Annotated in this window: 11 protein-coding genes; 4 read left to right on the plus strand and 7 right to left on the minus strand. The window is 75.9% G+C overall.

The window, feature by feature from the left end; genetic code table 11:
• Positions 1 to 6 precede the first annotated feature (6 nt).
• From ACIQOE_RS12875 to ACIQOE_RS12895, 5 genes are all read right to left on the minus strand, one after another.
• Positions 7 to 471: a DUF5709 domain-containing protein gene (locus ACIQOE_RS12875; RefSeq protein ID WP_351325796.1), complete on the minus strand. Its 465-nt coding sequence runs from the start codon at positions 469 to 471 to the stop codon at positions 7 to 9.
• Entirely contained in the window at positions 468 to 1499 is a 1032-nt protein-coding gene (locus ACIQOE_RS12880) for a helix-turn-helix domain-containing protein (protein ID WP_365560269.1), read from the minus strand. Before ACIQOE_RS12880 ends, ACIQOE_RS12875 begins: the two co-directional genes overlap by 4 nt.
• On the minus strand, positions 1493 to 2524 hold the full coding sequence (locus tag ACIQOE_RS12885; RefSeq protein WP_399011066.1) for a helix-turn-helix domain-containing protein: 1032 nt from the start codon (positions 2522 to 2524) through the stop codon (positions 1493 to 1495). The genes ACIQOE_RS12880 and ACIQOE_RS12885 overlap by 7 nt, the downstream gene beginning before the upstream one ends.
• A gap of 73 nt (positions 2525 to 2597) precedes the next feature.
• Complete coding sequence (locus ACIQOE_RS12890) at positions 2598 to 3563, minus strand: alpha/beta hydrolase (RefSeq protein WP_401411364.1); 966 nt, start codon at positions 3561 to 3563, stop codon at positions 2598 to 2600.
• Positions 3564 to 3595: 32 nt separating this feature from the next.
• The gene (locus ACIQOE_RS12895; protein ID WP_401411366.1) at positions 3596 to 6505 is read right to left on the minus strand and encodes an AAA family ATPase; all 2910 of its coding nucleotides are present in this window, start codon (positions 6503 to 6505) and stop codon (positions 3596 to 3598) included.
• Between the two features lie 237 nt (positions 6506 to 6742).
• Between ACIQOE_RS12895 and ACIQOE_RS12900 the strand changes: the two genes are divergently transcribed.
• Both ACIQOE_RS12900 and ACIQOE_RS12905 read left to right on the plus strand, forming a co-directional pair.
• On the plus strand, positions 6743 to 9526 hold the full coding sequence (locus ACIQOE_RS12900; RefSeq protein ID WP_401411369.1) for an AAA family ATPase: 2784 nt from the start codon (positions 6743 to 6745) through the stop codon (positions 9524 to 9526).
• Positions 9527 to 9659: 133 nt separating this feature from the next.
• Complete coding sequence (locus ACIQOE_RS12905) at positions 9660 to 12026, plus strand: SpoIIE family protein phosphatase (protein ID WP_401411371.1); 2367 nt, start codon at positions 9660 to 9662, stop codon at positions 12024 to 12026.
• 49 nt (positions 12027 to 12075) lie between these two features.
• Here the strand turns inward: ACIQOE_RS12905 and ACIQOE_RS12910 are convergent, their stop codons facing one another.
• Positions 12076 to 12672: a TetR/AcrR family transcriptional regulator gene (locus tag ACIQOE_RS12910; protein WP_401411373.1), complete on the minus strand. Its 597-nt coding sequence runs from the start codon at positions 12670 to 12672 to the stop codon at positions 12076 to 12078.
• 95 nt (positions 12673 to 12767) lie between these two features.
• Between ACIQOE_RS12910 and ACIQOE_RS12915 the strand changes: the two genes are divergently transcribed.
• Positions 12768 to 14012, plus strand: a complete 1245-nt coding sequence (locus tag ACIQOE_RS12915; RefSeq protein WP_401411375.1) for an NADH:flavin oxidoreductase/NADH oxidase family protein — start codon at positions 12768 to 12770, stop codon at positions 14010 to 14012.
• Between the two features lie 128 nt (positions 14013 to 14140).
• On the opposite strand, the gene ACIQOE_RS12920 is transcribed toward ACIQOE_RS12915, so the two are convergent.
• On the minus strand, positions 14141 to 15745 hold the full coding sequence (locus ACIQOE_RS12920; protein ID WP_401411377.1) for a serine/threonine-protein kinase: 1605 nt from the start codon (positions 15743 to 15745) through the stop codon (positions 14141 to 14143).
• A gap of 371 nt (positions 15746 to 16116) precedes the next feature.
• Between ACIQOE_RS12920 and ACIQOE_RS12925 the strand changes: the two genes are divergently transcribed.
• Positions 16117 to 17274, plus strand: coding sequence for an agmatine deiminase family protein (locus tag ACIQOE_RS12925; protein WP_365575772.1), 1158 nt, complete (start codon positions 16117 to 16119; stop codon positions 17272 to 17274).
• Positions 17275 to 17356: the final 82 nt, after the last annotated feature.

Genomic DNA, 17356 nt, shown 5'->3' on the forward strand with positions numbered 1-17356 from the left:
CGGCCGTCAGTAGGTGTCGGCGTCCGGGATCACGTGCATCGCGGCCTCCTCCGCCGACGCCCCGGCACCGTCCAGGCCCCGGTCGGAGGCGAACAGGTCCGTCTCGGTGTTCTCGTGGGCGCCCTCGTCCGGTGCCACGAGCCGTCCGGCGCGGCCGTCGCCGACCTCGTCGTCGAGGAGTTCGCCGTCCGTGTCCCAGGCGTCGCCGAGGCCGTCGCCCTCCGGGACGGCGAGGTCAGGGACCTCCTCGGCGAGCCGTTCGTCGAGGGTCTCCCCGCGCCGGCCCTCGGCCGCCGTGACGCCGGTGTGCTCCACGGCCCACGGCCGCTCCGGCGGCGAGTAGCCCTCGTCCAGGGCCTCCTCCCCGGCCCGGTAGTCCAGGGTGTCCGACGCGTCCAGCACACCCGCGTCGTCCTGCACCTCCGAACCGTCCGGCTGGTAGACCTCGTCGCCCATCGCCTCGTCGGTCATACGTGCTCCATCGTCGCTCGGGCCGTCCGTTCGATCCGGCCGCCATCGGAAAGGGTAGGAGGTTCGGGCCGCGGCCCGCGGCCGTTCCCGGCCGCGGCCCTGCGCCACTGCGCCGGTGACATGCCGTACGTGTCCCGGAAGGCCCGGCTGAAATGGGAGGGGCTGGTGAAACCCCAGCGGGCGGCGACCGCGGCGATGGTGGGTTGGACCGGGCCGGGCCGGGCGAGTTCCTCGCGGGCCGCCTCCAGGCGCCGGGTCCGCAGCCAGCCGCCGACGGTGGTGCCGTTGCGCTGGAAGAGCAGATGCAGGTAGCGCAGCGAGATGGCGTGCTCGCCCGCGATGTCCCGCGGGGTGAGTCCGGGCTCCCCCAGCCGGGCCGTCAGGGACGCGGTGATCCGCTCCCACAGGGCGGGCTCCGGCTGCCGGCCGGCCTGGTCGAGGGCGACGGTGGCCAGGATCTCCGCCGCGGTCCTGGCCAGTTGTTCGCGCCGGGCGGGCCCGGCCCGGCCGACCTCGTCGACGAGTCCGTCCAGGAGCGGCAGCAGCAGGGCGGCCGCGCCGCCCGCGGTCTCGTCCACCACGGTCGCCGTGAGCGTGCGCAGGTGCCGTTCCTCCAGGCGCAGCAGGGCGCGGGGCACCATGAGGATCCGGGCCCGCTGGCGCTCCGGGAACACGATCCGGAACGGGCGCCGGGCGTCGTGGAAGGCCGTTCGGCCGGGCAGGAGTTCGGCGGTGCGGCCGTCCTGGAGCAGCAGGGCGGTGCCGGCCAGCTGGCGGCGGACCAGGATGTGGGTGCGCGGGTCGGCGGCCACCGCGCGGGCGCTGCGCAGGACGGTGCCGGGCCCGGACTCCTCGGTGGCGATCTGCAGGGATCCCAGGCGCCGGGCGGTGAGTTCGGCGGTCCAGGGCCGGCCGGGTCCGACCCTGACCTCCAGGTCGACGAAGGCCTCCGACAGCGCCCGCTGCCAGGCGGCGGGCCGGTCCCCGGCCCCCTGGTCGCCGATCGCGCACGTCACGTGCGTCACCATGGCGTGCCCTCCGTCCGGGTCCGCTCCAGCCAGTCGGTCGGTGACAGCCCGAAGGCCTGCCGGAAGGCCTTGCCGAACCCGGCGGAGCCGGTGAAACCCCAGCGGCGGGCGACCTGGCCCAGGTCGGCGGTGCCGGACGGCCCGGCGGCGAGTTCCCGGCGGCACTCGTGCAGGCGCTGTTCGCGGATCCAGCGGCACACCGTGGTGTCCTCGGACCGGAACAGCCGGTGCAGGGAGCGCACCGAGATGCCGTGGACGGCGGCGATGACGGACGGCGTGAGGTCCGGGTCCGACAGGTGCCAGCGGATGTACGTCCTGACGCGCCGCAGCAGGATGCCGTCGGCGCCCGGCAGTTCGCCGATCTCCTCCCCCAGCTGCTCCGCCGCGGTGGCGGCCATCAGGTCGATGACGCTCCCGGCCAGCCGCTCGGCGGTCGGCGTGGCGTACGACTCGGAGGTGTCCGCCAGCCGCTCCAGCAGCGGCGCGAGCAGTGCGGGGAGCCCGCCGCCGGGGTGTACCGCGCGGCCGGTGAGCCGCCGCAGGTCGGCCTCCGGAAGCTGCAGCAGCCGGCGCGGGACGGCGAAGATCCGCAGCCGGAAGCGTTCCGGGAAGGTGGTGCGGAACGGGCGTACGGTCTCGAAGAACCCGATGTCCCCGGTGCGCATCTCGGTGCTGCGGCCGTCCTGTTCGACGTGGGCCCGGCCGCTGCTCTGGAGGGCGACGAAGATCTCGTGCCCGTCGCCGCGGGCGATGGAGCGCGGTGTCCGGCGCACCCGGCCGGGGTCGGCCTCCACCGTGGTGATCTGCAGGTCCCCGAGCCGGTCCGTGCGCAGGGCCGCGTCGTAGGTGTTGCCCGCGGTGGCGATGTCCATCCCCACCAGGGTGTCGAGGACGGCGTCGTGCCAGTAGTCCAGGCTCTGGCGCGGTGGCACCGAGCGGGTGGTCAGGACCCTGGCCCGGGGGCCCGGCGACGGGACGGCCGGACGCCGGCGTCTCTCCTCGTGGGAGCCGGTCGCGGTTGGCATGCCGTCAGCTTCGCCCGGCGGGGCGCGTCGGCGCATCAGTCGGCCGACTGGTCCTCGGCCGGTCGGCCGACGGTCAGCTCAGCCGGGCCCGCAGGAAGGCGCAGCCCGTCAGGACCGCGGCCCGGGTGGGCGAGCTGTCGGCGAGGGCGTGCAGGGCGACGAAGTCGTGGACCGTGCCGAGGAAGCGTACGGACAGGGCGTCGACACCGGCCTCGGTGAGCCGGCGCGCGTACAGTTCGCCCTCGTCGCGGGCCGGGTCGGCCTCGGCGGTGACGACCAGGGCCGGTGGCAGTCCGGCCAGTTGGTCGCGGCGGGCCCGCAGCGGCGTGGCGGTGGGTTCGGCGCGCTGCGCCGGATCGGGGACGTACCGGGCCCAGTAGGTGCGCAGCGCGCGGCGGGTGAGCAGGTAGCCGTCGGCGAACTGGTGCTGCGAGGGGCTGTCGCAGCGAGCGTCGGCGAGCGGGTAGTAGAGCAGCTGCGCGGCGATCCGCGGTCCGTGCCGGGCCTTGGCGAGCATCGTGACGGCGGTCGCCAGGGTGGCTCCCGCGCAGTCTCCGGCCACCGCCAGCCGGTCAGGGTCCAGGCCGAGTTCACCGGCCCGGCCGGCGGCCCAGCCGAGCAGGGCGTAGCACTCCTCCAGGGCCGTCGGGTAGCGGGCCTCGGGGGTGCGGCTGTACTCGGGGACCAGCGCGCACACGCCGGTGCCGGTGACGAGTTCGCTGATGAGGCGCGCGTGGGTCTGGGCGTCGCCGAGCGTCCACCGGCCGCCGTGCACGTACAGGAGGGCCGGGAGCGGGCCGGTGGCCGCCGCGGGGCGCACGGTCCAGAAGCCGAGCAGCCCGGACGGGCCGACGGGGGCCGCCTGGAAGACCGCGTCCACGTCGAAGTCCCCGAACCGGTCGGCCTGGGTCTCGCGCAGCGCCCGCCGTGCCGTGTCCGGCCCGAGGTCGTCGAGGGCGGGCGGGGCGGCGGACGCGGTGACCAGGCGCTGCACGACCCGGTCGAGGACGACGGCGGCGGTGGCGGTTCCGGCCCGCACGGGTGCTCCGGTGTCCTCCCGGCCTGACCCCCTCACCGGCCCTGCACCAGGTCGCGGAGCTGGTGACGGCTGCTGATGCCGAGTTTGGGATACACCTTGTAGAGGTGCGAGCCGACCGTGCGCGGCGAGAGGAAGAGGCGTTCCCCGATCTCCCGGTTGGACAGGCCGCTCGCCACCAGCTGGACGATCTGCCGCTGCTGCGCGGTCAGTTCCGCGAGCGGGCCGCCCGTCTGCGGGGCGGGTGCGGCCCCGCTGGCCCGCAGTTCGCGGCCGGCGGCGGCCGCGAGGGGGCCGGCGCCGAGGCGCTCGGCGGTCTCCAGGACGGTGGTCAGCTGGCCGCGCGCCTCCAGGGTCCGGCGGCAACGGCGCAGCCAGTGCGCGTAGTTGAGGCGGACGTGGGCGCACTCCCAGGGCCAGCGGTTCGAGGCGTGGTTGACCAGGGCGAGCTGGAAGTGTTCCTCGGCCTCCTCGTCGGGTCCGAGGACGGCGCTCGCGTGGTGCAGCAGCAGTGTCATCCGGGTGCTGGGCCGGTCGCCCTGGTCCGTGCGCACCCGGTCCAGGATCGGCAGGGCCTCGGCGGCCCGGCCGGTCCGCTGGGCCGTGACGGCGAGTTCGGCGATGCTCCGGGGCGCCAGGAAGGGGTGCAGCGGCGAGCCGTCGGCGGTGAACAGGCCGCGCAACCGCCGCCAGCCGTCGTCCCAGTCGCCGCGGGCCATGGCGGCGAGGCCGCGGGCGCGCAGCAGGCGGGCGTGGGTGGCCCGGTTCTCGTCCAGGGGGACGGCGCGCCAGACGGCGGGGGTGAGCACGGTCTCGGCGGGGTGGGTGTCGCGCAGCGCCCGCAGGGTCAGCGCCTGGGTCTCCAGGTCGGCGCGCAGGCGGGGCAGGCGCAGGACCGCCGCCTCGGTCATGGCGTGGTGGAGCACGGTCCGGGCCTCGGTGAACCGGCCGACGGCCAGGAGGGTGTCCACCAGGCCGAGCACCGACCGGCCGCGCGGGCCGAAGGCGCGGGCGGCGCGCAGCCGGTCGTCGTCCAGGCGGGCCTGTCCGAGGTCCAGGTCGGCCTCGTCGGCGTACTGGGCCACCAGGCCGGCCGGTGCGTCCCTGCCGCCGAGCGGGGTCCGGGCGGGCCGGCCGAGGCCGCGCAGCGCAGCGGTGGCGGTCTCCGGCCGCACCACCACGGCGACCAGCGCCTCCACCGCCCGCCACGCGCCGGGCCCGTCCAGGCCCTGGAGGATCCCCGTCACGCCCCGTCCGGCCCCGGCGTCCGCATGCTCCGCCCACCCGGCCGCCTCCGGGCCGCCGTCCCCGTCCGTTCCTCGGTCCCCGTCCCACGGGTCTCCCGGTCCACTGCCGTCGGGCCGTCCCTGCGTTCCGGGCTCGGCCGCGCGGGCGCCGGGCGGGGCGGCCGGTTCCGGGGGTTCGGGGGCGGTGGAGCGGCGGGCCCGGTCCAGGAGGAGGGGCAGGGCCGTGCGGTGTTCGGGGAGACCGGAGCGGTCGGCGACGTCCGCCGCCAGGGCGACCAGGTCGAGCGCGAGCCGCGGGCCGACCAGCGGAAGGTGCTCCGCGGCGGCGGCCAGCACCTCGAAGGCCTCGCGCTGGGCGGACTCGTGGCACAGCGCGGAGGCCAGGGCCGCGGCCGCCGTGCAGACGGACTCCGGCCCCGCGGACTCCTGGAGGAGACGGCCGTACAGGTCCCGTACCCAGCCGGGGTCGCCCACCGCGCGCGCCGCCGTGAGCGCCTCGGCCAGCCGTCGGGCCCGGTCCGTCCGCCGGGGGCTGAGCCGGGCTGCCTGCTCCAGGGCGCGGGCGGCCTGTACGGCGTCGCCCCGCCGCCAGGCGGAGGTCTCCAGCGCGGCGGCCACGCGCGCGTCGGCGCCCACGGTGGCCGCGGCCAGGTGCCGGGCCCTGGCCTCCGGCAGGACGGCCACCTCGGCGAGGTCCCGGTGGGCCCGCTGGCGCTCGCCCGCGGGATGCCGCACGTACGCGGCCGACCGTGCCAGCGGATGCCGGAAGACGAGCCGGTCCTCGGTCACCGAGACGAGTCCGGCCGCCTCCGCCGGGGCCCACACCGCCAGTTCACCGGTGCCCAGGGCCGTCATGACGGCGGCCACGGTCTCGCCGGGTCCGGCGGCGGCCGCGTACAGCAGGGCGCGCCGGGTGCCGGCCGGGAGCGCGTCCAGCCGTACGCCGAAGACCGGCTCGGCGGGCGCGTGCCGCACGGTTCCGGTGCGGCCCAGTTCGGCCAGGGCCAGCGGGTTGCCCTCGGCCTCCGTGAGGATGTCCAGCCGGTGCCGGCCGGTGGGCGGCGCGGGCTGCCGGTCCAGGAGCGCGGCGGCCGACGCGTCGTCCAGCGGGCCGAGGCTCAGGATCTCGGCGCCGGGCGGCAGGGCGGGCAGGGCGTTCTCGCGGCGGGCGGCGAGCAGGACCGTCAGCGGCCGGCCGGTCAGCCGGCGGGCGGCGGCGAACAGCGCGCCGACGGTGGCACGGTCGCACAGGTCGGCGTCGTCCACGCACACCAGGAGCGGCCGGGTGGCGGCGAGCCGGTCGAGCAGCGCGGTGAGCGCGGTCCGCAGCGCGTCCTCGTCCGGCCGCCCGGCTCCGTGGAGCACGGCCGTCAGGACCTGCCGGGGCGCCTCGGGCAGGGCGGCCGTCTCGTCCGGCGTCAGCGGCGCGAGGAGCTGCTGCAGACAGGCCCGCGCGTCCCGCGGGTCACCGGCCCAGCCCTGTGTGGAGAGCACCCGCACGCCCTGGCCCGCGGCCAGTTCGCGGACGCGCCCCAGCAGGGCGGTGCGCCCGATGCCCTCCTCGCCGAGGACCAGCAGGGTCTGGGGTGTGCCGGGGTCGCGTGCCACGCACCGCAGGATCCGCTCGATCTCGCCGTCCCGGCCCACGACGGAGGCCTCGGCGGTGACCGCGGACTGCTGGGGTGACTGGACCGGCATGCACATGCTCCCGCGATGATGGACGTTCTCCCTGGCCAAGCCATCATCGCCGAGACCGGGCGGCCACGCTTCTGTCACATGACCAGTCACCCGCGGTCGCGGCCGCCGGAGCGACCGCTGGCAGGATGGCGGTACCGGAACCCCGGCCCGGCGACCTCGGCGGTCCCGGAGTCCCCACGCCCCTGACGCCCCCCCCGACGCCCCCGACGCCCCCGACGACAAGGACACGCACCGCTCATGCGCACCGGCACCGACCGCCCCGCCGATCCGGTCGTCCTGGGCCGGGCCGCCGAACTGGCCCGGCTCGACGGGCTCCTCGGGGCCGTGGACGGCGGCGGCCCCCAGGTGCTGGTGCTGACCGGGGAGCCGGGGGCGGGCAAGAGCACCCTCGTGGACCGGGCCGCGGAACGCGGGCGTGAGCTGGGCTTCGGGATCCTGCGGGTGCGCGGCAGCGAGGGCGAGAGCGGCCTCGGCCTCTCGGGCGTGCACCAGCTGCTGCATCCGCTGCTGCCGGGCGACGGTCTGCCCGCGGCCCACCGGGACGCCCTGGACCGGGCGTTCGGCCCCGGCGCCGCGGAGTACGAACTGAGGCTCGACCAGTTGTCGCTGTGCGTCGGCGTGCTGGCGCTGATCGGCGCGGCCGCGGCACGGCGGCCGTTGCTCCTGCTGGTGGACGACGCCCAGTGGCTGGACCTCGGCTCGGTGGACGTGCTGGCCTTCCTCGCCCGGCGGTTGGAGGGCAGGCCCGTGGTGCTGCTGCTGGCCGCCCGCGAGGAGGGTGTGCCGGCCCGCTTCGACCGGGACTTCCCCCAGCTGACGGTGGGGCCGCTGAGCCGGACCGCGGCCGGACAGCTGCTGGACGCGCAGCCGGACCCGCCCCGCGGCAAGGCGCGCGCCGAGATCCTTGGGCAGGCGGCCGGCAATCCGCTGGCGCTGATCGAGCTGCCGCGGGCGCTGGCCCGGGGCCGTGTCGCGGGTGCCGTGGATGCCGGAGCGGGCGCCGGGGGCGCGGCTCTTCCGCTCACCGCGCGGCTGGAGAACCTGTTCGCCGCCGACCTGGCCGGCCTGCCCGCGCCCACCCGGCAGGCCCTGCTGCTGGTGGCCGCCGCGGGTACGGCGGACCTGACCGACCTCATCAGGGCCGCGCCGGAGCTGGACGTGGTCCGGGCCCTGGATCCGGCCGAGCGGGCGGCCCTGGTCAAGGTGGCGGACGGCCGGGTGCTGCCGCGGCACCCGCTGGTCCGCTCGGCCGTCTACCACGCGGCCTCCTTCCACGAGCGCAGGCAGGCCCACCTGGCCCTGGCCGCGGCGGTCGCGGGGGAACCGGACCGCCGCGCCTGGCACCTGGCCGCCGCGGCGACCGGCCAGGACGCGAAGGTCGCCGACGCCCTGGCGGAGAGCGCAGGACGGGCCCGGGGCCGGGGCGGGCACGCGGCGGCCGCGACCGCGCTGGAACGCGCCGCCGAGCTGACCCCGGATCCGCAGCTGCGGGCGCGGCGGCTGCTGACGGCCGCGCAGTCGGCGATGTTCGCCGGTCACCCGCAGTGGGTCGGCGAGATGAGCGGCCGGGCCGGCGAGCTGTCCGACGATCCCCGGCTGCGCGCCGAGGCCTCGCTGCTGGGCGGCTGGGCCCTCGGGGTCACGCTCCGCCACGAGGACGCGCTGGCGCTGCTGCTGGGCGTCGCCGAGGCCACCGCCGGCTCGGCTCCGGGCCTGGCGCTGGGCGCCCTGAGCACCGCCGCGACGTCCGTCTACAACACCGGCTCGCCCTACTACCGCGCCGAACTGGGCCGGATCGGCGCGCTGATCGAGGGCGACGGCGATCCGGCCGGCCGCGCCTGGGCCCTGGCGGTCGCCGAGCCGCACCGTGAACGGCCGCTTCTCATGGGCCACTTGGCACGGGCGTCGGCCGAACTGGGCCGGGAGGAGAGCCTCGGGAACCTCACCGCGGTGGGCGGCACGGCCTGGATCCTGGACGAGACCGAGCAGGCGGTGCGCGTCCTGGGACGGACCATCGACGTCCTGCACCGGGCGGGCAGCGCCGGTACGAACGCGACCGTGACCCAGGCGCTGGCGCTCGCCCTGTTCGAGAACGGCTCGTGGGCGGCGGCCGAGGAGGCGGCCGACGAGGCGTTCTGGATGGCGACGGAGGCCGGCGCCGACAACGTGACGGTGGGCGCCCGCATCCTGCGGGCCACGCTGTGCGCGCTGCGCGGCGACCCGGTGGCGGCCAGGACCCGGGCGGCCGAGGCGGTACGCGGAGTGGATCTGCGCAGGTCCGTGAGCCTGCAGGTCCGGCACCGGCACGCCGTGGGCATGGCCGCGTTCGCGGCGGGCGACCACGCGGGCGCCTACGAGCAGCTGCGGGCCGTGTTCACCCGCGATTTCCGGCCCGCACCCGTCCACTACCACGCCTCCCTCTACTACCTGGGCGACCTGGCCGCCGCCGCGGTCCGCGCCGGCCGGTCGGACGACGCCCGCACGGTCGTCGAGGCCGTGACGCGGGACCTGGCGCCCGACCCCTCGCCGCGCCTCGCGGCCGTCCTGCACCGGGCCACGGCTCTGCTGACCGACGGCGACGACGCCGAGCGGGGTTTCCGGGCCGCCGTCGACGGCCCCGGCACCGACTGCTGGCCCTTCGAGAAGGCGCTCGCCCACCTCGACCTCGGCGAGTGGCTGCGCAGGCGCCGCCGCGGAGCGGAGGCCCGTCGGCATCTGGGGGCGGCGCTGGAGTGCTTCGAGCGGCTGGACGCCCGCCCCTGGACCGAGCGGGCGGCGGCGGAGCTGCGGGCGGCGGGTACCGCGGGGGCCGGCGCACCGGCCGGTGAACTCACCCCGCAGGAACGTCAGATCGCCGAACTGGCCGCCCAGGGCCTGACCAACCGCGACATCGCGGCCCGGCTCTTCCTGTCGCCGCGCACGGTCGGCTACCACCTGCACAAGGTCTTTCCGAAGCTGGGCATCACCGCCAGGGCCCAGCTCCGGGACGCCCTCACCACGGAGCCGGAGACCCCGCGGTGACCGTCCACCCGGCGTGAGCCGTTCGCTGCGGGAGGCGAGGTGCCGGCCCTGCGGGACGGCGGCGCCGACGCGTGCGGTTGTCGTCCTCCGTGCGGCACGGGATCCTGAGGGAGCACGAAGGGAAGCGGTGCCCATGGATCGTTTTCCGAATGCTGCCGACGTCGAATTCCACAGCCCCCTGGATCTCACCAGGGCCGCGGCCGCGGTGCTGGACGAGGACGGCCGCGTCTCCGGCTGGAGTGCCGCCGCCGAGCTGCTCCTCGGCCTTCCGTCGCGGGAGGTGCTCGGCCGGCCCGCCAAGCGGCTCCTGGCGGCGGATCCCGGTCCCCGGCTGTCCGCCTTCTGCCGGGCGCACCGGCCGCGCAGCGCGGTCCTGGACCTGCGCCGCGGGGACGGACACACCGTGCGCGCCGCGGTGACGCTGAGTCCGCTCACCCACCGGGGTGCGGCCGCGACCGTGGTGGTGGCGGCGGAGCTGACGGCGCTGCGCGGCTGGGAGGCCCAGCTGGCGATGCTGGAAGGGCTCGCGACCGAGTCCTCCGTGGGCCTGACCATCTTCGACACCGACATGCGCGTGGTCTGGGGAAACGTCTCCACCGACCTGGAGCTGGACGGGATCGCCCAGTACGTCGGCCGGCCCGCCGCCGACCTCTTCCCCGAGGGCGAGTTCATCTCCCGCCACCACCCTCCGGACGAGGACCAGGTCATGGAGCAGGTGCTGAAGACGGGCGAACCGATCCTCGGCATGCACTACCGCGGCCGTGCCCCCGCCGACCCGGTGCGCGAGCACGTCTGGTCCTGCTCGTACTACCGGCTGGTGGACGCCCGGGGCGAACCGCTGGGGCTGTTCGAGGAGTCCCTGGACATCACCGACCGCTACCGCGCCCAGGAACGGCTGTCGCTGCTGGTCCGGGCGGGAAAGCGGATCGGTGCCTCGCTGGACGTGCGGCGCACGGCGGCCGAGCTGGCCGACGTGGCGGTGCCGCAGCTGGCCGACGAGGTGCTGGTGGACCTGCCGCCCGCGGTCATCGAGGGACGGCAGCCGCCGACCCGGTCGGCGCCGGGGCACAGCCTGCTGCGGATGCACGGCCGCACCCCGGAGGAGTTCGGGACCAGCCCGGTCTCCTATCCGCCGTCGTCGCCGCAGGCGCTGAGCCTGGCCACCAACCGGCCCGTCGTGGACACCTCGCCGTCACCGGGCGAGCAGGTCACGGCCGCCCGGCACGCCGACCTCTTCGTGCCGCTGCTCGCCCGTGACGCGGTCCTCGGCCTGGTCACCTTCCGGCGCGTCGACAACCCGGACCCCTTCGGGCCCGAGGAGCAGACGCTCGCCGTGGAACTGGCCGAGCGCGCCGCCGTCGGCATCGACAACGCCCGCCGCTACACCAGCCAGCACGCGGCCGCCCTGGTACTGCAGCGCAGCCTGCTGCCCCGGCGGCTGCCCGAGCAGAGCGCGGTCGAGGTGGCGTACCGCTACCTGCCCGCCGACAGCCGGGTGGGGGTGGGCGGCGACTGGTTCGACCTGATCCCGCTGTCCGGCGCCCGGGTGGGGCTGACGGTCGGCGACGTGGTCGGCCACGGGGTGCACGCGGCCGCGACCATGGGCCGGCTGCGCGCCACCGTACGGACTTTGGCACTGCTGGACCTGGACCCGGCCGAGCTGCTGACCAGGCTGGACGGTCTGGTGGCGCAGGACTGCGAACCCGACGCGGCCGACACCCTGAGCGACGAGGCGCTCGGCGTGACCTGCCTCTACGCGATCTACGACCCGGTCGGCGGCCGCTGCGTGTGGGCGAGCGCGGGCCACCCGCCGCCGATCGTGGCCGACGCGAGCGGCTCGGTGGCGCTGTCCGCGCCGGCACCGGGGCCGCCTCTGGGCCTGGGCAGCCTGCCGTACGAGAACGTCGAGCTGAGCCTGTCCGACGGCAGCGTGGTGGCGTTCTTCACCGACGGTGTCGTGGAGGACCGGCGCACCGACATCGACAGCGGCATCGACCGGCTCGCCCATGTGCTCACCTGGCAGCGCTGCCCGCTGGAGGAGCTGTGCGACCGGGCGATGTCGACGCTGCCGCCGGGGCCGCAGGCGGACGACGCCACGCTGCTGCTGGTGCGCACGCGGCGGCTGGGCCCCGATCACGTGGCGGACCTGGAACTGCCGCCGGATCCGGCCACGGTGGCGGACGCCCGCACGGACACCGAGCGCCAGCTGGACGTCTGGGGGCTGTCCGACCTGTCCTTCACCGCCGCGCTGGTGGTCAGCGAGCTGGTCACCAACAGCATCCGGTACGCGACCGGTCCGGTGATGCTGCGGCTGATCAGGGACCGCAGCCTGCTCTGCGAGGTCTCCGACAACGCGCACACGGCGCCCCATCTGCGACGCGCCCGCCGCGACGACGAAGGCGGCCGCGGCCTGTTCCTGGTCGCGCAGGTCTCCCAGCGCTGGGGCACCCGCTACACCGCGTCCGGGAAGACCATCTGGGCGGAGCTGGCCATCCCCTGACGGCCGGACCCCGCGCGTCCGGCGCCTCCGCCCGCCGGCCGCCGACCGGTCAGTCCTGCGCGGCCGCCGCCACGGGCGCGACGAACAGGGCGCGGACGGCCGCGCGCACCTGGGCGGCGACCAGCTCGGGGGCGGAGGCGTCGAGCTTGCCGTCGAGGTGCAGGAACGCCAGGCCGTGGACGAGGGCCCACACGGTGGTGGACAGCGCGTCCGCGTCGGCGTCCGGGAAGGCGCCGCGCACGATGCCGTGGACGTACGCGGAGATCGCGGCGGTCGCGGCGACCCGTTCCTCGCTGTCCGGGTCGCAGGGCTCCGCGAACATGACCCGGAACAGGGCCGGGTGGTCCAGGGCGAAGCGGACGTAGGCGACGGCGACCGCGGCCAGTTCGTCGGGGGTCGTGGGCGAGGGGTGCGCGGCGAGCAGGTGGCCGGCGAGTTCGCGGTAGCCCTGCGCGGCGACCGCGGAGACCAGCGCGTCACGGTCCGCGTAGTGGCGGTAGGGGGCCGTCGCCGAGACGCCGGCCCGGCGTGCCACCGCCCGCAGCGAGAGTCCGGCGCTGCCGTCCTCCTCCAGCAGCTCCCGGGCCGCGCGCAGACAGGCGGCGCGCAGGTCGCCGTGGTGATAGGTGCTGCCCGCCTGCGACATACGCCACACTCCCTCATGTTTGCATCGCTCACATCACTCCTCTAATGTGAACGCTGCACACATTGTACGGGATCGAGATCGAGAGGGGAACCCGGATGACCAGCGAGTTGTTCTCGCCGTTGTCCCTGCGCTCCGGGCAGGTGCTGGACAACCGGATCGCCAAGGCGGCCATGGAGGAGAACATGGCCGGCGCCGGCCAGCTCCCCGACGAGGTGCTGTTCGGCCTGTACCGGCGCTGGGCCACGGGCGGCACCGGCCTCCTGATCACCGGCAACGTCATGGTCCACGCCGAGGCGCTGACCGGCCCCGCGGGCGTGGTGCTCGACGAGGCCGCGCCGCTGGAGCCGTTCGCCGAGTGGGCCAGGGCCGCCAAGTCGGGCGGCGGAGCTGTGTGGATGCAGATCAACCACCCGGGCCGGCAGATCGGCTCCGACATGCCCGGCGTGGTGTGGGGACCGTCCGCGGTCGCCGTGGACCTGGGCCGGCACAGCGGCCGTTTCGGCCGGCCCGTCGCCATGTCGCCGGAGCAGATCGGGGCCACCGTGACCCGGTACGCGGTCACCGCCCGGCGCGCCGAGCAGGCGGGCTTCGACGGCGTGGAGATCCACGCCGCGCACGGCTACCTGCTCTCGCAGTTCCTGTCCCCGCTGGTCAACCGGCGGACCGACGAGTGGGGCGGGTCGCTGGAGAACCGGGCCCGGATGCTGCTGGACGTCGTCCGCGCGGTGCGCGCCGCCGTCTCCCCGTCGTTCGCGGTCGCCGTGAAGCTGAACTCGGCCGACTTCCAGCGCGGCGGGTTCGACGCCGACGACGCCCGCCAGGTGATCGAGATGCTCGCCCCGCTCGGCGTCGACCTGGTCGAACTGTCCGGCGGCAGCTACGAGAGCCCGGCGATGTCCGGCCGCCCCGCCGACGCCCGCACCCAGGCCCGCGAGGCCTACTTCCTCGACCTCGCGCGGGACCTGGCCGGGACCAGCCCGCTGCCGCTGATGCTCACCGGCGGCATCACCCGGCGCGAGACCGCCGAGCGGGTCCTCGACGGCGGCGTGGCGGTCGTCGGGATGGGCACGGCCCTCGCCGTCACCCCCGACCTGCCCGACCGCTGGCGCCGGGGCCGCGAGGCGGACGCCCGGCTCCGCCCGGTGACGTGGTCCGACAAGTCCCTCGCCGCGGCGGCCTCCATGGCCCAGGTCCGCCACCAGATGCGCCGCATCGCCCGCGGCAGCCGCCCCGCACCGCACACCCACCCGGCATTGGCCCTCCTCGCCGAGCACCGCACGCAACGCCGGGCCCTGCGCCGCTACCGCACCTGGCTCTCGACCACCCGCCGGCCGGTGTAGCCGGACCGGACGGCGGCGAGAGCCCGCGAGGGCCGCGGACGCGACCGCGACTGCCCGCCGGTCCGCGCGCCGGTCCGCCCGCCCGTGCGCGCGGCGCGGACGCGTACCGGTTCCCTGCCGAACCCGCCTCAGCTCTTCCTGTCGTGGCGGCTGACGACCACGGTGACGGGTCCTCCGTCCGCCTCGGCCTCGACCAGCCGCACGATCACGACGCTCCTGCCGTCCGGGCTCCGGACGCAGAAGGGACGCTCGTCGGCCAGCTCGTCGAACGGGAGCGTGGTCACCGGCTCCGTCTCGATGCCCCGCACGCAGTCGGCGGGGCTCAGCACGTATCCGGCGGCGGCGAAGGCGTCGCTGTCCTCCGGCAGGACGAACTCGCCGTCGTCCACCGCCAGATACCAGGTGGCGGTCTCGGCCGGTACGACCTTCCCGGCCGCGAGATCGAATTCGTAGTCGGCGTCGGGAGCGGTGAGTTCGGCGTCCGCGTAGTCCGGCACGTACCGGGGCCCGGCCGGAGACCCGGAGGGCACGGAAGGGTGCGGCGAGGACGGCCGGGGCGCGGGGCGGTGCGGTCGCCCGGAGACGTCCGAGGAGTCCCCCGCCGCGGTCTCGCGACGCTCCAGCAGGTAGCAGGCCGTGCCGGCGAGGACCACGAGCAGCGCGACCGCGAGCACCCCCACGGCCCGCCGCCGGCGGCGTCCGCGGGCAGGGCGCGGGGCATGGTCCGCCCGGTCACCGCCGTCGGCGGCCGCCCGGCCGCCGGCCGGCACCGTGGGAGTCCGTGCCGCGCGCGTCGGCTGGGCGTGGATCCGTTCCGCTGTACGGCCGTACGCCGCGACCTCGTGGCTGACACCGCTCGGAAGCCAGCCGTCGGTGAACTCCAGGCGCCCGCCCAGGGCGGGGTGGGTCCGCACGGCGTCGATCAGCTCGCTCGGGGCGGGCCGGTCCCCGGGGTGCTTGGCCAGACAGCACCGCAGCAGCCCGGTCAGGCCCGGAGCGGTCCGGGACAGGTCGGGCTCCTCGTGGACCACCCGGTACAGCGCGGCGGACTCGGGGCCGCTTCCGAAGGGCAGCACGCCGCCGGACACGTAGGCGGCGAGCACGCCGAGGGCGAAGACATCGGTCGCCGGGGTCACCGTCCGGCCCGTCGCCTGCTCCGGCGCCATGTACGCGGCGGTGCCGATCCGGAGCCCGGTGCCGGTCAGCCCGGTGGCGTCGGCGGCGCGGGCGATACCGAAGTCGATGACGCGGGGCCCGTCCTCGGCGATGAGCACGTTGGCCGGCTTGAGGTCCCGGTGCACGACCCCCGCCCCGTGGACGGCCTGCAGCGCCTCCGCGATGCCCGCCACGAGCAGCAGCACCGTGCGCTCCGGCAGCGGGCCGTGCCGCTCCACCACCTGCTGGAGCGAGGGACCGGGGACGTAGGAGGTGGCCAGCCACGGCGTGGGGGCGTCCACACCGGAGTCCACCACCTGCGCGGTGAACAGGCCGTGGATGCTCCGGGCACTGGCGACCTCGCCGGCGAAGCGCCGCCGGAACTCCGGGTCCGCGGCGAACTCGTCCCGGACCGCCTTCAGGGCGATGGGCCGCCCGCCCGGCGTGTGCGCCAGGTACACGACCCCCATGCCACCGGCGCCGAGCCGCGCGTGCAGGCGGTATCCCCCGATCTCACGGGGGTCGTCGGCCGTGAGATCGGCATGGGCGGACCGCGCCCCGAAGGACTGAGTGGACATGCGGTGACTCTTTCGGCGAGAGGGACCGAGGCGGCGTACGGGCAGCGGCCGACGCCGCGCGGCACGGCACGGCGGCCGTCGGGACGGTTCGAGGGAACGATCGTGCCGTCTACTGAAGTTTCAGTCAATACGGTGCCTCGACGGCCGGATCAGCGCACCTTGCGCCATCCGAGCGCGACGGGCCCGCGGCACAGAGCGCCCATATGCCCTGTGAGCGCAGAACACCACCCACTTTCTTTGACTGAATTTTCAGTCTGTGCCAGAGTCGAGGAAACGCGACCGGATCCGTCCGGCACCACCCCGCCAAGCCCGCCGTGCGGCCCGACCCGCCGGCGGCTAGCTTGGCCCCAACACCATCCCCGGAGCTCACCGTGCCTCCTCTTCCCCCCACGCGCCGCACCGCCCTCCGCACGCTCACCGGAATCGGTGCCGCCGTCCTCGGCGCCTCGGCCTGCGGTCCCGGCGACGACGCTGCGGGGACCGCGGGCACCTCCGACGACCAGGGCACGGCGAGGAAGGGACCGCGCATGGGCGCCGAGTGGGAGAGTCACGCACGCACCTTCATGTCATGGCCCGCCCTGGAGTCGGTATGGGGCGAGGACCTCCCCTACGTGCGCGAGGACATCGCCCGCGTCGCCCGTGCCGTCGCGGAGTACGAGTACGTCGTGATGATGGCCAGGCCCGACCAGCACAAGGCCGCCCAGAAGGCGTGCGGGCGTGCCGTCGAGGTCGTCCCGCTGGAGGTCGACGACCTGTGGGCCCGCGACACCGTGCCGCTGTTCGTGACGGACGGCGGCCGGGTCACCGGCGTCGACCTCGGCTTCAGCGGCTGGGGCGGCAAGCAGGTCCACACCCACGACGCCCGCGTCGGAGCCACGCTCCTGGCGAAGTACGGCGTCCCGCGCCGGCAGGCTCCCTTCGTCGCCGAGGGCGGCTCCTTCGAGACCGACGGCGAGGGCACGCTCCTCATCACCGAGAGCTCGATCGTCAACGACAACCGCAATCCCGGGAAGAGCCGGGACCGGATCGAGGCCGAGATCAAGGAGACGCTGGGCATCGAGAAGGTGATCTGGCTGGCCGGCGTGCGCGGCCAGGACATCACGGACGCGCACGTGGACAGCCTCGTACGGTTCGCCGCCCCCGGCGTGGTGCTGCTGGACACGGCGCACCCCGACACTCCCCCGGACTCCTGGTCCCGCTCGTCCGACCAGGCGAGGTCCGTGCTGAGCAGGGCGACCGACGCCAAGGGCCGGCCCTTCGAGATCATCGACCTGCCGCAGCCCGACCTGTACGAGATCACCGGCGAGGGCGACGACTTCGTGTCGACGTACGCCAACTTCTACGTCGCCAACGACTCCGTGTTCATGCCCAGGTTCGGTGACCGCAAGGCCGACAAGCGGGCCCGGAGCATCCTCCAGGAGCACTTCCCCGACCGCGACGTCGTGCAGGTCCGGATCGACACCATCGCCTCCGGCGGCGGCGGGATCCACTGCTCGACACACGAGGAGCCCGGCAAGCCGGCCGACTGACCGGAAGTCCGCCGGCACGCGTGGTGCGCGTGCCGGCCGGACTTCCGGACGTCCGCCGGTGCGGACGACGGACGGGGCCGGG

It is taken from the genome of Streptomyces sp. NPDC091282 (genome assembly GCF_044757385.1).
Taxonomy (GTDB): domain Bacteria; phylum Actinomycetota; class Actinomycetes; order Streptomycetales; family Streptomycetaceae; genus Streptomyces; species Streptomyces gramineus.